This is a genomic window from Kothea flammea (assembly GCF_052161645.1).
Lineage (GTDB): Bacteria > Planctomycetota > Planctomycetia > Pirellulales > Pirellulaceae > Laterigemmans.
In genome coordinates, this window is sequence record NZ_CP197414.1 from 5,874,031 (window position 1) to 5,890,178 (window position 16,148).

The 16,148-nt window shown below is 57.4% G+C and carries 15 protein-coding genes; 12 read left to right on the forward strand and 3 right to left on the reverse strand.

The features are described 5' to 3' along the window. Window positions 1-34 precede the first annotated feature (34 nt). The 4 genes from groL (SH139x_RS21985) to SH139x_RS22000 all read left to right on the forward strand — a co-directional run bounded on the left by groL (SH139x_RS21985) (window position 35) and on the right by SH139x_RS22000 (window position 4,048). Complete coding sequence (gene groL / locus SH139x_RS21985) at window positions 35-1,654, forward strand: chaperonin GroEL (protein WP_488351913.1); 1,620 nt, start codon at window positions 35-37, stop codon at window positions 1,652-1,654. A 134-nt stretch (window positions 1,655-1,788) separates the two neighbouring features. Beyond that, window positions 1,789-2,946, forward strand: coding sequence for a molecular chaperone DnaJ (dnaJ, locus tag SH139x_RS21990; protein ID WP_488351914.1), 1,158 nt, complete (start codon window positions 1,789-1,791; stop codon window positions 2,944-2,946). A gap of 51 nt (window positions 2,947-2,997) precedes the next feature. After that, the gene (locus SH139x_RS21995; RefSeq protein WP_488351915.1) at window positions 2,998-3,657 is read left to right on the forward strand and encodes a nucleotide exchange factor GrpE; all 660 of its coding nucleotides are present in this window, start codon (window positions 2,998-3,000) and stop codon (window positions 3,655-3,657) included. A gap of 64 nt (window positions 3,658-3,721) precedes the next feature. After that, window positions 3,722-4,048, forward strand: a complete 327-nt coding sequence (locus SH139x_RS22000; protein ID WP_488351916.1) for an FmdB family zinc ribbon protein — start codon at window positions 3,722-3,724, stop codon at window positions 4,046-4,048. Window positions 4,049-4,103: 55 nt separating this feature from the next. Here SH139x_RS22000 and epmA read toward each other — a convergent pair whose 3' ends face one another. Then, the gene (gene epmA, locus SH139x_RS22005) at window positions 4,104-5,090 is read right to left on the reverse strand and encodes an EF-P lysine aminoacylase EpmA (RefSeq protein WP_488351917.1); all 987 of its coding nucleotides are present in this window, start codon (window positions 5,088-5,090) and stop codon (window positions 4,104-4,106) included. On the opposite strand from epmA, the gene SH139x_RS22010 reads away from it, so the two are divergent. Then, the gene (locus tag SH139x_RS22010) at window positions 5,058-6,191 is read left to right on the forward strand and encodes a ThiF family adenylyltransferase (RefSeq protein ID WP_488351918.1); all 1,134 of its coding nucleotides are present in this window, start codon (window positions 5,058-5,060) and stop codon (window positions 6,189-6,191) included. The genes epmA and SH139x_RS22010 overlap by 33 nt on opposite strands. Before the next feature lie 123 nt (window positions 6,192-6,314). Next, window positions 6,315-7,475, forward strand: coding sequence for a helix-turn-helix domain-containing protein (locus SH139x_RS22015; protein WP_488351919.1), 1,161 nt, complete (start codon window positions 6,315-6,317; stop codon window positions 7,473-7,475). A 46-nt stretch (window positions 7,476-7,521) separates the two neighbouring features. On the opposite strand, the gene coaD is transcribed toward SH139x_RS22015, so the two are convergent. Next, complete coding sequence (coaD, locus tag SH139x_RS22020; RefSeq protein WP_488351920.1) at window positions 7,522-8,010, reverse strand: pantetheine-phosphate adenylyltransferase; 489 nt, start codon at window positions 8,008-8,010, stop codon at window positions 7,522-7,524. A 25-nt stretch (window positions 8,011-8,035) separates the two neighbouring features. Next, window positions 8,036-9,139, reverse strand: coding sequence for an aminotransferase class V-fold PLP-dependent enzyme (locus tag SH139x_RS22025; protein WP_488351921.1), 1,104 nt, complete (start codon window positions 9,137-9,139; stop codon window positions 8,036-8,038). Window positions 9,140-9,340: 201 nt separating this feature from the next. Between SH139x_RS22025 and SH139x_RS22030 the strand changes: the two genes are divergently transcribed. The 6 genes from SH139x_RS22030 to SH139x_RS22055 all read left to right on the forward strand — a co-directional run bounded on the left by SH139x_RS22030 (window position 9,341) and on the right by SH139x_RS22055 (window position 16,126). Next, window positions 9,341-9,583 (forward strand): hypothetical protein, encoded by a 243-nt coding sequence (locus SH139x_RS22030; RefSeq protein WP_488351922.1) that lies wholly within the window; start codon window positions 9,341-9,343, stop codon window positions 9,581-9,583. A 468-nt stretch (window positions 9,584-10,051) separates the two neighbouring features. After that, window positions 10,052-10,372 (forward strand): co-chaperone GroES, encoded by a 321-nt coding sequence (locus tag SH139x_RS22035; RefSeq protein WP_488351923.1) that lies wholly within the window; start codon window positions 10,052-10,054, stop codon window positions 10,370-10,372. A gap of 59 nt (window positions 10,373-10,431) precedes the next feature. Further along, entirely contained in the window at window positions 10,432-12,051 is a 1,620-nt protein-coding gene (gene groL, locus SH139x_RS22040; RefSeq protein ID WP_488351924.1) for a chaperonin GroEL, read from the forward strand. A 135-nt stretch (window positions 12,052-12,186) separates the two neighbouring features. Continuing rightward, window positions 12,187-13,620, forward strand: coding sequence for a hypothetical protein (locus tag SH139x_RS22045; RefSeq protein WP_488351925.1), 1,434 nt, complete (start codon window positions 12,187-12,189; stop codon window positions 13,618-13,620). Window positions 13,621-13,650: 30 nt separating this feature from the next. Further along, window positions 13,651-14,466 (forward strand): DUF4184 family protein, encoded by an 816-nt coding sequence (locus SH139x_RS22050; RefSeq protein ID WP_488351926.1) that lies wholly within the window; start codon window positions 13,651-13,653, stop codon window positions 14,464-14,466. Further along, window positions 14,423-16,126, forward strand: a complete 1,704-nt coding sequence (locus tag SH139x_RS22055; protein ID WP_488351927.1) for an ABC transporter permease — start codon at window positions 14,423-14,425, stop codon at window positions 16,124-16,126. The genes SH139x_RS22050 and SH139x_RS22055 overlap by 44 nt, the downstream gene beginning before the upstream one ends. Window positions 16,127-16,148: the final 22 nt, after the last annotated feature.

Below are 16,148 nucleotides of genomic sequence, written 5' to 3' on the forward strand. Positions count from 1 at the left end.
CCTTTCATGTCTATAAGATTAAGGATCCATTTCAGTGCCTAAGCAATTGCTTTTTGATGACCACGCACGGGCGCGGATGTTGGCCGGTGTTGACAAGCTGGCGAACGCCGTCGCTGTCACCATGGGGCCCACTGGGCGCAACGTGATTATTGACAAATCGTTCGGTGGACCGACCGTCACCAAAGATGGTGTGACGGTTGCCAAGGAAATCGAACTGGAAGATCGCTTCGAGAACATGGGCGCCAAGCTCGTCATCGAAGTCGCTCAGAAGACCAGCGATTTAGCTGGTGACGGAACCACTACGGCGACCGTGTTGGCTCGCGCGATTTTCCGCGAAGGGTTGCGTAACATTGTCGCTGGCAGCAATCCCTCGGCCATTCGCCGCGGGATCGAGCGAGCGGTGGCGGCAGCTTCCGAGCAGCTCAGCCAGATCGGCCGTCCGGTCAGTGGCAAGCACGAAGTTGCCCACGTCGGCGCGATCAGCGCGAACAACGACAACTCGATTGGCGAACTGTTGGCGGACGCTCTCGAGCGCGTTGGTAAAGACGGTGTGATCACCGTCGAAGAAGGCAAGACGCGGGATACCACGGTCGAGTATGTCGATGGCATGCAGTTCGACAAAGGTTTCGTGTCACCTTACTTCGTCAACGACACGACCTCGATGGAAGCTGTGCTGGAGAACGCACTGGTTCTGTTGTACGAGAAGAAGATCAGCAACATCCGCGACTTGGTGCCATTGCTGGAGAAGACGGCTCAAAGTGGTCAGCCGCTGTTGATCATTGCCGAAGACGTTGATGCTGAAGCGTTGACTTTGTTGGTCGTTAACAAGTTGCGTGGCACGTTGAATGTTTGTGCTGTGAAGGCACCAGGATTCGGCGATCGTCGTAAAGCCATGCTGGGTGACATTGCCACCCTGACCGGCGGCACGTTGATCAGCGAAGACTTGGGCATCCAGCTCGAGAACGTGTCGCTTGAGCAACTTGGTCGCGCCAAGAAAGTTGTCGTCGACAAGAACTCGACCACGATCGTCGAAGGTGCTGGCGAGCGAGCCGACATCGACAAGCGAGTCAGTCAAATCCGCGCCCAAATCGAGCAGACTGACAGCGAGTACGACAAGGAAAAGTACCAAGAGCGACTGGCCAAATTGGCTGGCGGCGTGGCTGTGATCAGCGTTGGTGCGGAGACCGAAGCCGAGATGAAGCAAACCAAGGCGCGGATTGAAGATGCCTTGCATGCTACTCGAGCTGCCATCGAAGAGGGCATTCTGCCTGGCGGTGGCGTGGCTTTAGTTCGCTGCCGCGAAGCAGTCGAAGCGGCCAAGAAGGGTGCCAAGGGTGACGAGAAGATCGGTGTCGAAATTGTGCTGCACGCACTCGACGCGCCGATGCGTCAAATCGCTGATAACGGTGGCATCGATGGCAGCGTAATCGTGGACGAAGTTTCCCAAAAGGCAGTAAACATCGGCTACAACGCGCACACTTGCGAGTTTGTCGATATGTTCAAGGCTGGTATCGTTGACCCGGTTAAGGTGGTGCGGACCGCGCTGACCAACGCCGGTAGCATCGCCGGTCTGATGCTCACGACCGAAGCGATGGTGACCAACTATGATAAGGAAGACAAGGAAAAGAACCAGATCGAAGGGGCAATAGCCTAATCAGTCAACGGTTCGACATCCGGCGACGGATGTCACCTTCTTTCCTCGCGTGATACGGCCGGGCCACTTTCGCCAAGTACGAAGGTGGCCCGGTTTCGTGGGGACTTTTCATTGCCCCCGAGCTCTTGAGATTCATGGCCGAGAAACGCTGTTATTACGAAGTACTGCAAGTCGAACGGACTGCGACTCGATCCGAAATTGACCGTGCCTACCGCAAGCTGGCGCTGCGTTTCCATCCCGACAGCAATCGTGGAAACGAAGAAACCGCGGAAAAATTCAAAGAGGCGAGCGAGGCGTATGACGTGTTGCGCGACGCTGAAAAACGAGCGAGATACGATCAATATGGGCACGCCGGAGTCGGCGCTGGTGGTCAGTTTCATGATGTTGAAGACATCTTCGAAGCCTTCGGCGACCTGTTCGGCGGCGGGATGTTCGGCGATTTGTTTGGCGGCGGCGGCGGACGAGGTGGCAGCCGCGGTCGGCGGACACGACGCGGCGGCGATGTCCGCTGCGACCTCACGCTGACCTTGGAAGAAGCAGCTGCCGGGGTCCAACGCGAAGTCTCCTTCCGACGCCGGCGCCCCTGCGAAACGTGTACCGGGAGCGGGGCCGCGCCGGGAAGCAAACCAGAGACTTGCGGCCAATGTGGCGGCCGAGGGCAAGTGATTCAGTCTGCCGGAATCCTTCGCGTGCAGACCAACTGCCCCCGCTGCGGCGGAGCCGGCAAAACCATCTCGGAACCTTGTCGAAATTGCGGCGGCAGCGGTTTGGAGAGCGTCAAGGAAACAGAAGTCGTCAACATCCCGGCGGGGATCGACGATGGCATGCGAGTTCGCATCGACGGCAAGGGGGAAGCCAGCCCCGACGGTGGACGCCCGGGCGATCTGTATTGCTTTGTGACCGTAAAACCGCACAACTTGTTTCAACGAGATGGCAGCAACCTGGTACTTCGTTTGCCAATCGCTTACTACCAGGCCGTGCTGGGGGCTGACATCGAAGTGCCGACACTCTCCGGACCGCATACTTTGCGGGTCGAACCGGGAACACAGAGTGGCACCGTGCACAAGTTGCGAGGACAGGGACTGGAAGACCCACTCGGCGGCAGGCACGGCGACCTGCTGATTCAAACCTTTATCGAAGTTCCCAAGAAAGTCTCCGCCGAACAAGCTCGTGTGCTGCGAGAATTGGCCGAACTCGAGAACGAGACGGTGCTCCCAGAGCGCAAGTCTTTTCTCGACAAGTTACGTAAGTTTTTTGAACCCGAAGAGTCGACAAACGATCCCGCGGGTTAACCTTTCACTTCACCGATCCGCTGCGTCTCGATTCGCGAAACTTGAGCAACGATGAATAATCAGGAAGACCACCAACAGCCTGGCGCTCGTGACCAATCGGGCGGTCAGGATCCAAACGCTTCGGCGAAACATGATCCGGCAAACTCCACGGGCGATTTCGATGCCGATTCCGTGTTCCAAATGAACGAAGCGGGAGAGGCGGATCAGGCTCGTGAGGGCGATGATCGTTTTGAAACGGATGCGCAGCGAGCGGAGCGTCTGGAACAGGAGTTGGCCGATGCGAATCGCCGTCTGCTGCTGGCGCACGCGGATGTCGACAACACTCGCAAACGCCTGCGGCGCGATTTCGAAGACCAACTTCGCTACGCCAACATGCCGTTGATTCGCGACACACTGACCGTGCTCGACAATTTACAGCGGGCCCTCGCCGCCGCACAAGGAAACGAGGCGGCCAGCGGGCTGATCGAAGGGGTCGCGATGGTCGCTAAACAACTCGAAGAAACGCTGACTAAACACAACTGCAAACCGATCCCGGCCGAGGGTGAATTGTTTGATCCCAACTATCATGAAGCGATCACCCAGATCCCCAGCGAGCAGCATCCTGCCGGAGTGATTGCCCAAGTGGCAGTGCCCGGTTACCAGCTGCACGAACGTGTCGTCAGACCCAGCCAAGTGATCGTTAGCACCGGGCCAGCGGCCGCTGAGGGCTAACGCTCCCGGTGTGCTGCTTTAATTTCCAGTTACTTCCATTTTCGCTTTCAAGTGAGAACCAATCGTGCCCACGTATGACTATGAGTGCGATGCCTGCGGTCACACCGAAGAGATTTTTCAAGGGATCAACGATCCCATTTTGACAAAGTGCCCCGAATGCAAGAAGAAAAAGTACCGCCGCCTGTTTGGTGCTGGTGCGGCGATCGTCTTCAAAGGCTCCGGGTTCTACCAAACCGATTATCGCAGCGAAGGCTACAAGAAAGCGGCTGCTGCCGATAAGCCAGCGAGCGATAGCTCCAAAGACAAGAAATCGAGCAGTGACAAGAAGAGCGGGGGCGAAGCCAAAAAGGCTAGTGGCGAAAGCAAAAAGAAGGCTCCCGACAAAAGCTGACCGCTCAGCTCAAGGTTCTATCAGCCGCAGAACGCCAGCTCACGGTTCTGATTAGCTAGCTCACGTGTGGAAAGGGGATTACCTCGGCGAGCGAATCGGCCCCCAGGGCTAGCATGATCAAGCGATCGAGACCAACCGCTGTGCCACTGCACTCGGGCAACCCCGCTCGCATCGCTGCCAGCAGGCGAAGAGGGGGCGGCAGTAATGATTTCCCGGCAGCAATGCGAAGCGCGTTTTGATGCTCGATGCGGGCGGCTAGAATCCCCGCATCGGTCAACTCGGCGTAACCATTTGCGATCTCCACATGGTTAATGAACAGTTCAAATCTTTCCGCAGTTTGGGGATCACTGGGGCTTTGCCTAGCCAGGGCCGCTTGGCTGAGCGGATAATTGCTGATTACCGTCAGTCCCTGGAATGCGGGCTGCAATTCGAAGCTGAGCAGCACGTCGAGCAGTTCGTCTCGGCTGTCGCTGGACTGCTGTTGATAGCTGGGGACGAAACGCACGACCGCTTGCCGCAACGATTCAATGCTGATCTCCAATGGATCAAAGCCTAATTTTTGCTGAAAGAGTTGCCGGTACGTTAAACTCGTCAGCGGATGACAGTTTGGCATCAAATTTTGAACGAATTCGATCAAAAGTTGACAGCCTTCGAGCATCGAGTCGCCACGCCGGTACCACTCCAACATGGTAAATTCGGGATTATGGTGCGATCCCGACTCGGCGCCACGAAAGACGGGGCCGCACTGAAAAATGGCTGTTGCGCCGGCTGCTAACAGACGCTTCATGGCCGCTTCGGGAGAAGTCTGCAGAAACCAGTGTCGGCCCGCTGACAGCTCGACTTGAATGGGATCAATTTGAGCATCCACGACCGTCTCCGGCAGCAGACACGGGGTCTGAACTTCCAAAAAGTTTCGCTGCTCGAAAAACTGACGGACTTGGCGGATCAACCGGCCACGAGCGGCTAGCATTTCGAGCGATGCGGTTGGCCGCCACGGCTCAGGTGCGTGATGTTGCGAATCGTGATGTTGCAAGTTGGGCATATGGCCAGCGGGGGCATGATGTTGGGAAGAACGGGTACACAAGGTGTGCGAGAGAATGAGAACGTAATGCAGGAATCACGATATGATCGTCAGGAGCGATTCGCTCCCGTGGGCATTGCTGGGCAAGCGAAATTGCGTACGGCGCGAGTCTTAATTGTCGGTGTCGGCGCACTTGGCAGCGTGACGGCCGAGCTGCTGGCGCGAGCTGGCGTGGGACACTTGCGGCTTGTCGATCGCGACACGGTCGAGCGGAGTAATCTTCAGCGTCAAGCTTTATATACCGAATCAGACGCGGCAGCGGGATTGGCCAAAGTGCAAGCGGCGGCCAACCATTTGGCTGACATCAATTCCGAAGTCACGGTCGAGCCGTTGGCGTTGGATGTGACCAGCGGCAATCTGCTGTCGCTGGTCGATGATATTGATTTGGTATTAGACGGCACTGACAACTTTGAAACGCGATTTTTACTCAACGATGTGGCTCTGGAGAGGCAGTTGCCTTGGGTGCACGCGGGTTGCGTGGGGGCTGCCGGGCAAGTGTTTACCTTTTGGCCGGGCAAGACGATTTGCTTGCGTTGCTTGGTTCCCCAGTCACCGGCGGCGGGAACCACAGCCACTTGCGATACGGCCGGGGTGCTGGGGCCGGCCACGCATTTAGTTGCCGCGACCCAAGCGGTCGAGGCATTGCGGACGCTCGTGTTGGGACCGGCCGCGATTCGCAGCACGGTGTTGACCCTGGATGCTTGGGAGGGCCGATGGCGTCAATTCGAGACGAGCGATCTGCGCAATGGCGAATGTCCGGCCTGTCAGTTGGGGCGGCGAGATTTTTTGCGCGGCGACAGCGGGGGGGCTCAGCCGACGGTGCTGTGCGGACGCGGTGCGGTGCAGATTCCGGCAAAGCCGGGAGGTGCGGAACTGGATTTGAGCGAGCGTGCCAGCACTTGGGCGGGGCTTGGCGAAGTCGACCAGAATCGTTTTTTAGTCCGATTGCGGCTCGACTCAGGGCGATCGATCACGTTGTTTCGTGACGGACGTGCCGTAATTACCGGGACCGAAGATATTTCCATCGCTAAATCGCTGTACGCCAGGTTTGTGGGAAATTGAGACTTTCCCTGCAGGGCACCCCCTGTTCTATTGTAGCCTTCATAACGGTTACACTAACCGTGCTCGGATCCTTAGCGGATCATCTTCTCCCCTTCGCATTTCTTACCAAACCACAGCAGCGCAATGCGTTACGCTTTTCGACTCGCCGAACTACTCGGACATACTCCCGATCGCCGCAAACGGCCCGGCACGATCAAAGCCATTGTCGAACACACCGGCCTCGATCGTCACCAAGTCGCCGCGTTACTGAAAAACGAAGCGAAGTACATTCCGTTGGAAGCCCTTTCGCGACTCTGTGATTACTTGATCGATCACGGGCACGCCACAGCCGACCAACTGCCTGGCGCGTTGTTTGCCATCCAGCCGGAGAGTTTTTGGGAGCTGCTGGCTCGGCGGCGAAGTGTCGAGATTTGTGTCGGAGTCCGCCAGGGAGAAGGCGCGGACACCCCTGAAAATGCCTGGGTCGTCGCCTCCGACTCGGTTCTAGTCGGTGAACTCCTCAGCGGGGTCACGACGGTCGGCGGGATGGCCAAGCATCGCAAGCGGCGTCCCGGGCAAACCGAGGCTTTGGAGGGCGAGGAAACACCTCCTCAGCCCGAACGTCTGCAGCAAACGTTGACCTGGAGTCCCGGACAAGTTTCCGTGGCCGACGCACAAGCTCGAGCTCACGAGGTTTTCCAAGCTTTCACCGAGGACCAAGGTGACAAATCGTTGGTCTGCGTCGGGAGTGTAAAAAGTAACCCGGTTGTCGAGTTAGTTTTTGCCGATGCGTTTGGCTGCGAAGCATTCACCAGCGAAGATAACGTGGAACGGGCCGCAGATCGCAACTGCCCATTCTTTTTGCGATATCGGGATCACGATCCCCAGCCGGGTGCCGCGTCGGCCGGCGTGCGTTTATCGAAGACGGAAAAAGCGGATCAACCTGGATTTTACTACGAGCAGGACGATGGCACTTGGGGTTGGGCTGGAGGCGGCAAAGGGCACGACGCGGCCTTGGTCTTTTATATCTTCCGCGAACCGCTCGGTCGCTTGGAAATGGTGCTCAGCGGATTCTCGGGGCGAGCAACCCGCTTGCTGGCCAAGACCCTAGCCTCCCGATCCGAGGAATTTTGGCCACCCGTCTATCAAGAGGCCAGCGTCTCGGTCGGTGCTTTCATTGTGAAGTACGAAACCGACCCGGAAGGCAACCAGGGAAATAGCCTGCTGCAAACCGACGTCTCGGCAGCCGCCAAGATCTTCCCCATTTCGGGCGAGGCAATCCGTCGCCGCATGGAACGGACTTAAGCCGAAGGTCGCTCGCTAGCACACCTGTGGCCTGAGCGTGCGCGTGTCAGCTCAATTTTGCTCGCAGCGGAGCGATAATTTCGCGTGGCACGAACTTGGCTAACCGTTCGTCGTTGGCGCTCATGGCGGCGATTTGCTTTAGCAGGCTGCTGCTGACGTGAGCGTATTCTTCGTCAGCCATCAAGAATACGGTTTCGATCTCGGGGTCGAGTTGGCGGTTGGCCATCATCATGGTGAATTCGCCAGCGATGTCGGTCAGCGGACGAATCCCCCGCACCATCACGCTGGCGTCGCAATCCCGCACGAAATCAACCGCCAAGCCGGAAAACATTTCGATGTGCACGTTGGGCAAATCACGGCTGACATGGCAAAGCAGATCGACCCGTTCGGCCGGTGTGAACAGGGGGCGTTTGTCGGCGTTGATCCCCACGCCGACGATCAATTCGTCAACCAAGCGAGCTGCTCGCCGAATGATATGAAGGTGCCCCAACGTAACGGGGTCGAAAGTGCCGGTGTAAACTGCCCGCTTTGTCATCACAATCCGCTGGCTGAGAGTTCGGTTAGAGCGCGTCGATCAAACGATCGATATCTTCGGTCGTGTTGTAGACGTGCATACTAACTCGAACTCCGCCGCCGCGGCAGCTGACCACGATCCCGGCGTCGAGCAAACGTTTTCGGCAAGCCTCCGGAGATTCGTCGCGTGGCACAAAGTTAATGATGCCGCTGCGACAGCTGCGATACCAGTCACTGATTAAATGCACGCCACGACGCAGCAGCCCCGCTCGAGCGTAGCCGTGCAGTTCCAGCACGCGTTGGCTGAGCGCGTCGCTGCCATGGCGCTCGATCACCTGCCAAAACATTTGCAAGCTGGCCAGCAGGGCGGCGAACCCCGGCATGTTGCTGGAACCTCCCTCAAAGCGGGCGGCGGAGGGGAGCAGTTCCATCGCGGCAGCGGAAAAACTATGGCGTCCGACGACGCTGTTCCAGCCCACGGTGGAGCAATTCAGCAACTCGAGATGTTGCTGGCGGACAAAAGTAATCCCCGCGCCTTCGGGGCCCAGCATCCATTTGTGGCCGTCGGCGGCGAGAAAATCGACGGGGATTTTTTTCAAGTCGAGCGGAAAAATGCCCAGTCCCTGAATTGCATCGAGGAAGAATAAAGCCCCCCGGTCATGAGCCACCTGGCAGAGGTCGGCCACTGGCAATCGATATCCGCTGGAGTAGCCCACCCAGGAAGCCGCCACCAGCCGCGTGCGGCCGTCGATCGCCCGGCGGATACCATCCAGGTCGATGCGACCGGCCGGACTGGGAACGACTCGCAATTCAACGCCGTGCCGCGATTGGTTTTGCCAAGGCAGGTGGTTGGAGGGAAATTCGCCGCCGGGGATCACCACATTGTCACCCGCTTTCCAGGGCAGCCCCTCAGCGACAATGTTGATTCCGGCCGAAGTGTTCGGTACAAGAGTGATCTCGTCGGCGTCGGCCTGCAACCAGCTGGCAACGCCTTCCCGCAAAAGTGTCAAATTGGCGGCCCAGGTCGGCCACATGGTATCGCCCTGTTCGCTGGCTTCGACTCCGAAAGCAGCCAGTGCGGCAGCGGCGGGTGCGGTCAGCGGAGCGACGGCGGCATGATCAAAATAAACCCACCTTTCGGTCACAGGCATTTGTTCTCGCCACCAGCGCCAGGTCTCAGCCGGGTCAGCAGGCGGGGGGGCCGAGTCAGATTGGATCGTTTTAGGCGTTGAAGTTGACATTTTCCGAATATTTGGACCTGATTTTCCGAGACGTCAAATTAGGCTATCCAGGTGGGTGTGTGAATTTAGGAATCCCTGGACTATACTGCCCTCTCGCTTCTTTATAACAGCATGTCTACCGCCCCCGCGATCCTAAGTCGAGGTTCCTTGATGCCCAAGGCGCTGTGTTTGACCAGCCTTGTGGTTGCTGCGTTGTTGTTGCTCCTATTTTTGGTTGACCTCATCATGCGGTTTGCCGGAATGGAAGCCTCCGCACCGTTGCGCGGCGCAAGTCTGATGATGGATATTAGTTTCCTGATTTTTGGCGGGATCCTCGCCTACTTGAGCTGGACCACCTACAAGGAGCAAGCCTGATCAGCAGGTTTGCTCGGTTTGTTTGATAATTACTGCAGGACTTAGCAGCGCCCGGTCTCTCCGGTGCTGGCGCTCCGTCATGCTCGGAACGCCGCGCGTACCTAGCAACTAGCAACTAGCAACTAGCAACTAGCAACTAGCAACTAGCAACTAGCAACTAGCAACTAGCAACTAGCAACTAGCAACTAGCAACTAGCAACTAGCAACTTCCCCCTGCCACGCTGGCAGGCATCTCGCGGCGGGCACTCTGCGGCGTGCTGCTCACAAAACCTAAGTTGTTTTCTGGGAACGAGTTGCGCACCGTTTTTTCAGCTCTGGCACACTGCTTGCTGTAAGTGGACCTCCAACGCTTTGACTGTCAAAAGCGGCTGGCTGGTGGTGTTGGCTCCCGGAATGGGGCGAGCAAGGCCACCACGATCACACACAACCGTTTCGAATTTATTGGAAAGACCGGGAGGTTCTACGGACATGGCGACTGCCACCAAGAATGTAAAGAACAAGGTGAACCTGCAGCCCATCGGCGAGCGAATTGTGGTTCGTCGGGAAGAGAGTGAAGCGGTAACCAAGGGAGGCATCGTGCTTCCTGACGCGGCACAAGAAAAGCCTGCTCGCGGCGTCGTTGTGGCGATTGGCACGGGCAAATTGTTGGACGACGGCACTCGCAGCGCGATGCAACTGACGTCCGGCGACCGAGTTTTGTTCAGCAGTTACGCTGGCGAAACCGTTGAAATCTCGGGTGAAGAATACCTGCTGATGCGGGAAGACGACGTCTTGGCTGTGATTGAGTAACAGCCTCTCTCTCCCCGTTTTCCATTCATTCCCAGACTCTCTACGAAAAACAAGCGAACATGTCAAAGATTATTGCATTCGACCAGGAAGCTCGCGAAGCGATCCGTCGTGGGGTCTCCAAGTTGGCGCGAGCCGTCAAAGTGACTCTCGGTCCGAAGGGACGCAACGTCATCCTGCAGAAGTCCTTCGGCAGCCCCACCGTCACCAAAGACGGCGTGACTGTGGCCAAGGAAATCGACCTGGAAGATGTTTACGAGAATATGGGCGCCCGCATGGTGCGGGAAGTTGCCAGCAACACCAGCGATGTGGCTGGTGACGGAACCACGACGGCGACCGTGTTGGCAGAAGCCATTTTCAACGAAGGCCTCAAGGCTGTTGTCGCCGGCGTCAATCCGATCCAAATGAAGCAAGGGATCGAGCGAGCCGTCAACGATTTGACCGAAAAATTGCACAAGATGGCCGTCAAGGTCAAAGACAAAGTGTCGATGGCCAACGTGGCCACCATTGCCAGCAACAACGATCGTGAAATCGGCAATTTGCTCGCCGACGCGATGGAAAAGGTCGGTAAAGATGGTGTCATCACCGTCGACGAAGGCAAGAGCCTGCAAACCGAGCAGGAATGGGTTGAGGGGATGCAGTTTGATCGCGGCTACTTGTCGCCTTACTTCGTCACCGATTCGACCAGCATGGAAGCCGTGCTGGAAGATTGCTACGTGCTGGTCTTCGAGAAGAAAATTACCAACATCAAAGACATGGTCCCCTTGCTCGAGCAAGTGGTCCAACAAGGCAAGCCCCTGTTGATCGTCGCCGAAGATGTCGAGGGCGAAGCGTTGGCCACCTTGGTCATCAACCGCTTGCGCGGCACCTTCAACTGCTGTGCCGTTAAGGCTCCCGGTTACGGCGACCGTCGCAAGGCCATGATGGAAGACATTGCTATCCTGACCGGTGGGCAAGCCATCTTCGAAGCGCTCGGCACCCGCCTCGACAGCGTCACCCTGGCCGACCTGGGTCGCGCCAAGAAGGTGATTGTCGACAAAGACAACACCACCATCATCGAAGGTGCTGGAAAGAGCGGTGAGATCAAAGCTCGGATCGATCAAATCCGTCGTGAGATCGACAACAGCACCAGCGACTACGATCGTGAGAAGTTGGAAGAGCGTTTGGCCAAGCTGGCCGGTGGTGTCGCCAAGGTAAACGTTGGCGCCGCAACCGAATCTGAAATGAAGGAAAAGAAGGCTCGCGTTGAAGATGCTCTGCACGCAACCCGGGCGGCCGTCGAAGAAGGCATTCTTCCCGGCGGTGGCGTGGCCCTGCTGCGAGCTTCCAGCCAACTGAGCACCACCGAAGGGCTCAGCCACGACGAGCAAGTTGGTTACAACATCGTGCTTCGTTCGTGTCGCGCTCCGTTGACCATGATTAGCGAAAATGCTGGCCAAGACGGCGGAATCGTGTGCGAAAAAGTGATCGAAGGCAAAGGTAACTTCGGTTACAATGCGTTGACCGACACCTACGAAGACTTGGTCAAGGCTGGCGTGATCGACCCCACCAAGGTCACTCGCACCGCTTTGGCGAACGCCGCCAGCGTGGCAATTCTGTTGCTCACCAGCGACGCCTTGATTGCTGAAAAGCCAAAGGCTGACAAGAGCAAGGGCCACGGCGGCGACCACGATATGTACTAGGCCAGAAGCTTGCGGGGATTCCCCTTCAAGTGACTGTTAATTTATGAGAAAACCCCGGACCTCGACCCGAGTCCGGGGTTTTTTTCGTATGCTGTTGGCAACACTGTGTTCGCGTCCTTATCGGAATAACGTGCCATGATCAACCGCCGTCGCTTGGCCGCCGCCGTGGGTGCGATATTTTGGCTCGGCCTGATCGCTGGTCTAGTCGTCCTCAATTCACCCGCCAGCACTCCAACTGCCAGCACCCCAGCTGCCGGGCTTCCTGCGAGTTCCAGTATTCCATTAGCCCCCTCGCTCAGCCAACAGCTGTTGCACTTTTGGACGACCCCTTATCAACGGATCGACCTCGAGTTGCCGGAGGTCCAGGCCCGCGATGGCGACCCCATCTTTATTCAAGATGACCTTGGCCAATGGAGCCAAGCTGGTTTTCTGGAGTGGTCGGACAACCGCTACAGCGCGACGCGAGCGACAGCGGTCTGGCACACGCCGCTGGGTTCACCCGACGAGTTTGATCTCTTCTATCACCACAATCGCGGCAAGCTAAACGATGTGGTGCGAATGCTGCTGCCGGAGTCCAAACGCAAGCGGCTGGAGATGCTAATTCGCGACACCATTGCCCAGCATGGTGATGAAGTCACTCAGCTGCTCCGGCCCATCATTACCAAATCACTGAAAGATAGTATGCCGGTGATCGAAGTTGCTTTTCGCAACTCGATTACCGCCCGCCGCGACCAGTTGGAAACGCTCGGCGACCGTTATCAGACCGAAGTGCTCGAACAGCGTCTGCTGCCACTGGTGCGTGAAGAGGTATTTCCGATCTTCAAGCAGCATGGCGAGCCGATCGCGCAACAGATCGGTCGTGAACTATGGCGACGCGCCTCGATTTGGCGGTTTGCTTGGCGCGGGCTATACGACCAAGTCCCATTTACCGAGCGAGAACTGTTGCGAGAAGAGTGGGAGCGTTACGTGGAGGAAGAGGCGCTACCGGTGCTGGAGCGTTATACGCCCGATTTGATCGAGGCCCAGAAGTTAATCTTCATTGACATCAGCAAGAACAAACGGATTCGAGCGGAGCTCCGCGATGTCGCTTCGGACATTGCTCAAGATCGTGAACTGCGCGAGTTGTTGACGGCGATTTTGCGTGACACGTTTGTGGACAATCCCGCGTTGCGTCAAGTGTGGGTGGAAAATTGGCAGAGTGCCGAAGCCAAAGCCGCGCTCGATCTGGCAGGCAAACGACTGGAGCCGTTGGTGCGTCAGATTGGTGACGAATTATTCGGCACTCGTGATGGCGGCATCAGCCCCACGTTTGCTCGCGTGCTCCGCAATCAAATTCTGGGCAAAGATCGCCGCTGGCTAGTCGCGGTTCGCAAGAACTCAGAGCCGGGAGAGCCACATAATCTGCCCACTCACGATAATCAATCCGCGGGCGGCGAGCGGGGTTCCCAGACGATCGCTGTTCGCTTGGCAACGGAAGCAATTGCCTTTCCGTTGATTATTTTGGCGGATGCCGACGCGGACCTTCTGGACTCTCGCGTAGAACGGTCAGCTGCCGGTGGCGAAAATTGACTTAGCCGCTCATTCTCAGATTGAGAACCAATGCCTTTCACCGTCACACACATTGCCGCCGCCATACCGATTGCTTGGTGTTTCCGCTGGCGTTTGCCTTTTTCGGCGTTGGCAATTGGTTGCATGATCTGTGATCTGTCGGTGTTCTTTCCCCGCTTGGTCAGTTACCAGGCGACGCATTCGATGCAAGGCATTGTGACCCACTGTTTGCCGCTGGGACTGGTCGCTTTTTTCGCTTATCACTGGGTGCTAAAGCAACCGCTCTGCGCGCTACTGCCCCAACGGCTGGCGCGGCGGACGGCGACTTGGGCCAACCAGATGCCACGTTTGACCATCGGCCATGTGTCGATCATCGTGGGCTGCTTGTTGTTTGGTGCGGCCAGTCATGTGCTGTGGGATTCGTTTACCCATGAGAACCGCTGGGGCGTGCGGACCTTTCCCGTTCTCAATAGCATCGCGATCGAATTTCCTTCGCGAGCCGTGTGTTGGTACAGCGTCTTGCAACATGGCAGCTCGGTGGTGCTGTTACCGCCGTTGTTGGCCGGATGGTTGCTGTGGCTGTATCGCCAGCCTCAAGTCGCGCAAACCGCAGCCCCCGGCGTGCCGCTGAGTGTCAAGCTGGTTGCCATCTTACTACTACTTGTGGTCCCACCGATCGCCTGGAAGTTGGCCCTGCAGCGGTTTCCAGGAGAACCAAGCTACTTTATTATGCACGTCGCGGTTAAAGTCGCCGGTGGCTTGTTGATTGCCTCCGCTGTCGCCTACGCAATCGTTTACACCATGCTTTCACGAGTCTCATTGCTTGAACGAATCGAAGAAGGCCTCGAAGACGGCGGAAACCGCTGAAGCCAACGGCCCCACCACGCCGCTGATCTTGCATGATGTTTCGGTCTATGCCGGTGGACGAAAGTTGCTCGATCACACTTCGGTGAAAATTCCCGATGGTGAGATCACGGTGATCGTCGGCGGGAGTGGAGCGGGTAAATCGGTGCTGCTCCGCATCTTCGCCGGTTTGATTGGGCGCGACGATCCAGTCTTGCCCTGGAGCGGCTCGATCGATCACGGGGAAGGACGTCCGCTGGGCCGTGTCGGCATTGTCTTTCAACAGTTTGCCCTGTTTGACGAGTTATCCGCCACTGGCAACGTGCGTTTTGCGATCGATCATCGCCGCCGCCAAGACATCGCCCCCGAACAGTCGGCCAGCGAATGGTTGGACGAGTTGCGAGTTCCTCAGCAAGTCCCCGTCTCGGCACTCAGCGGTGGGCAAAAGCAACGCCTGGCAATCGCGCGCACGCTGGCCGCCGACCCCGAAATCGTGCTTTATGATGAACCAACCTCCGGCCTGGATGCGGCCAGCGGCCGACAAGTCGCCGAGCTGATTCGCAGAACGCAACGTACGCACCGCCGCACCAGCGTGGTCGTGACTCACGACTACGAGACGCTGCTGCCGATCGCGGATACGGTGTTGTTGCTCGATGCCACCACGTTGCAGCTGGTGCCCGTCGACAAACAAGACTGGGCGGAAATTCCCAACCGCATGCAACCAGTTCAGCAGCAACCAACCAGTCGGACGCCCGCCTCGGTCGACGGGGCGAATGCTGATGAGCCGACTTCGACTCTGACTTCAACTCTCGCTTCGACACCGGCTGCAACTCCAACTACCGCGACCGGTTCGCGTTGGTCGTTGCCGGTTTTGAGCAAATGGTCCGGCGAGCAATTATTAGCCGGCATGACAACCACCGGCGAGGCGTTGATCTGCATCGCCAGGGCACCATGGGATCTCATCCCCAAATGGCCGCGCGGTATTTGGGGGCTACGATTTCTGGGGCACTATTTGAGACTGGTTTGCGGGCCGTCGGCTTGGGTGTACCTGCTGATGAGCGGCTTGATCGTCGGTTTCACGTCGACCTACTTCACCTTTAAGTTTTTGCCCTACGACTTATACACCAAGCCGTTGTTGTTGGAAGATTTGCTGGCGGCAATCGGCTTTGCCTTATACCGCGTGCTGGTCCCCGTGCTGGCAACGATCTTGATCGCCGCCCGCTGCGGTGCGGCGGTCGCCGCCGATGTGGGTGTCAAGCGATACGGCTCGCAGGTCGAAGCTTTGCAAACGTTGGGGATCGCCGCGCGAGCTTACTTGCTGACACCCATCTTGTTGGCGTTCGTGATTGGCACGCCACTGCTGACTTGGCTCGCTTTTTGGTCGGCTAAATCGATCAGCTTGGTCAGTTTCTTGGCGGCGCATCCCGAGCGGGGTGCCTACTTTTGGGATCTGTACTTCAGCGATCAATTACGGCAACCCAACAGTTTTTTCTATGATGGCTTTGGTTGGCTGATCTTGAAGACCGTGCTTTGCGGCTTGGGGGTCGGATTGATCGCATATTACCGGGGCGTGCGTCCCAAACAATCGGCCCGCGACGTTAGCGAAGCAATTACTTCCACCGTATTGTGGGCTACGCTATACGTATTGATGATCCACTTCATCATCGCCTTTTTCGAATTCTAGCCCCCCGCGGGAACCCTGTTGA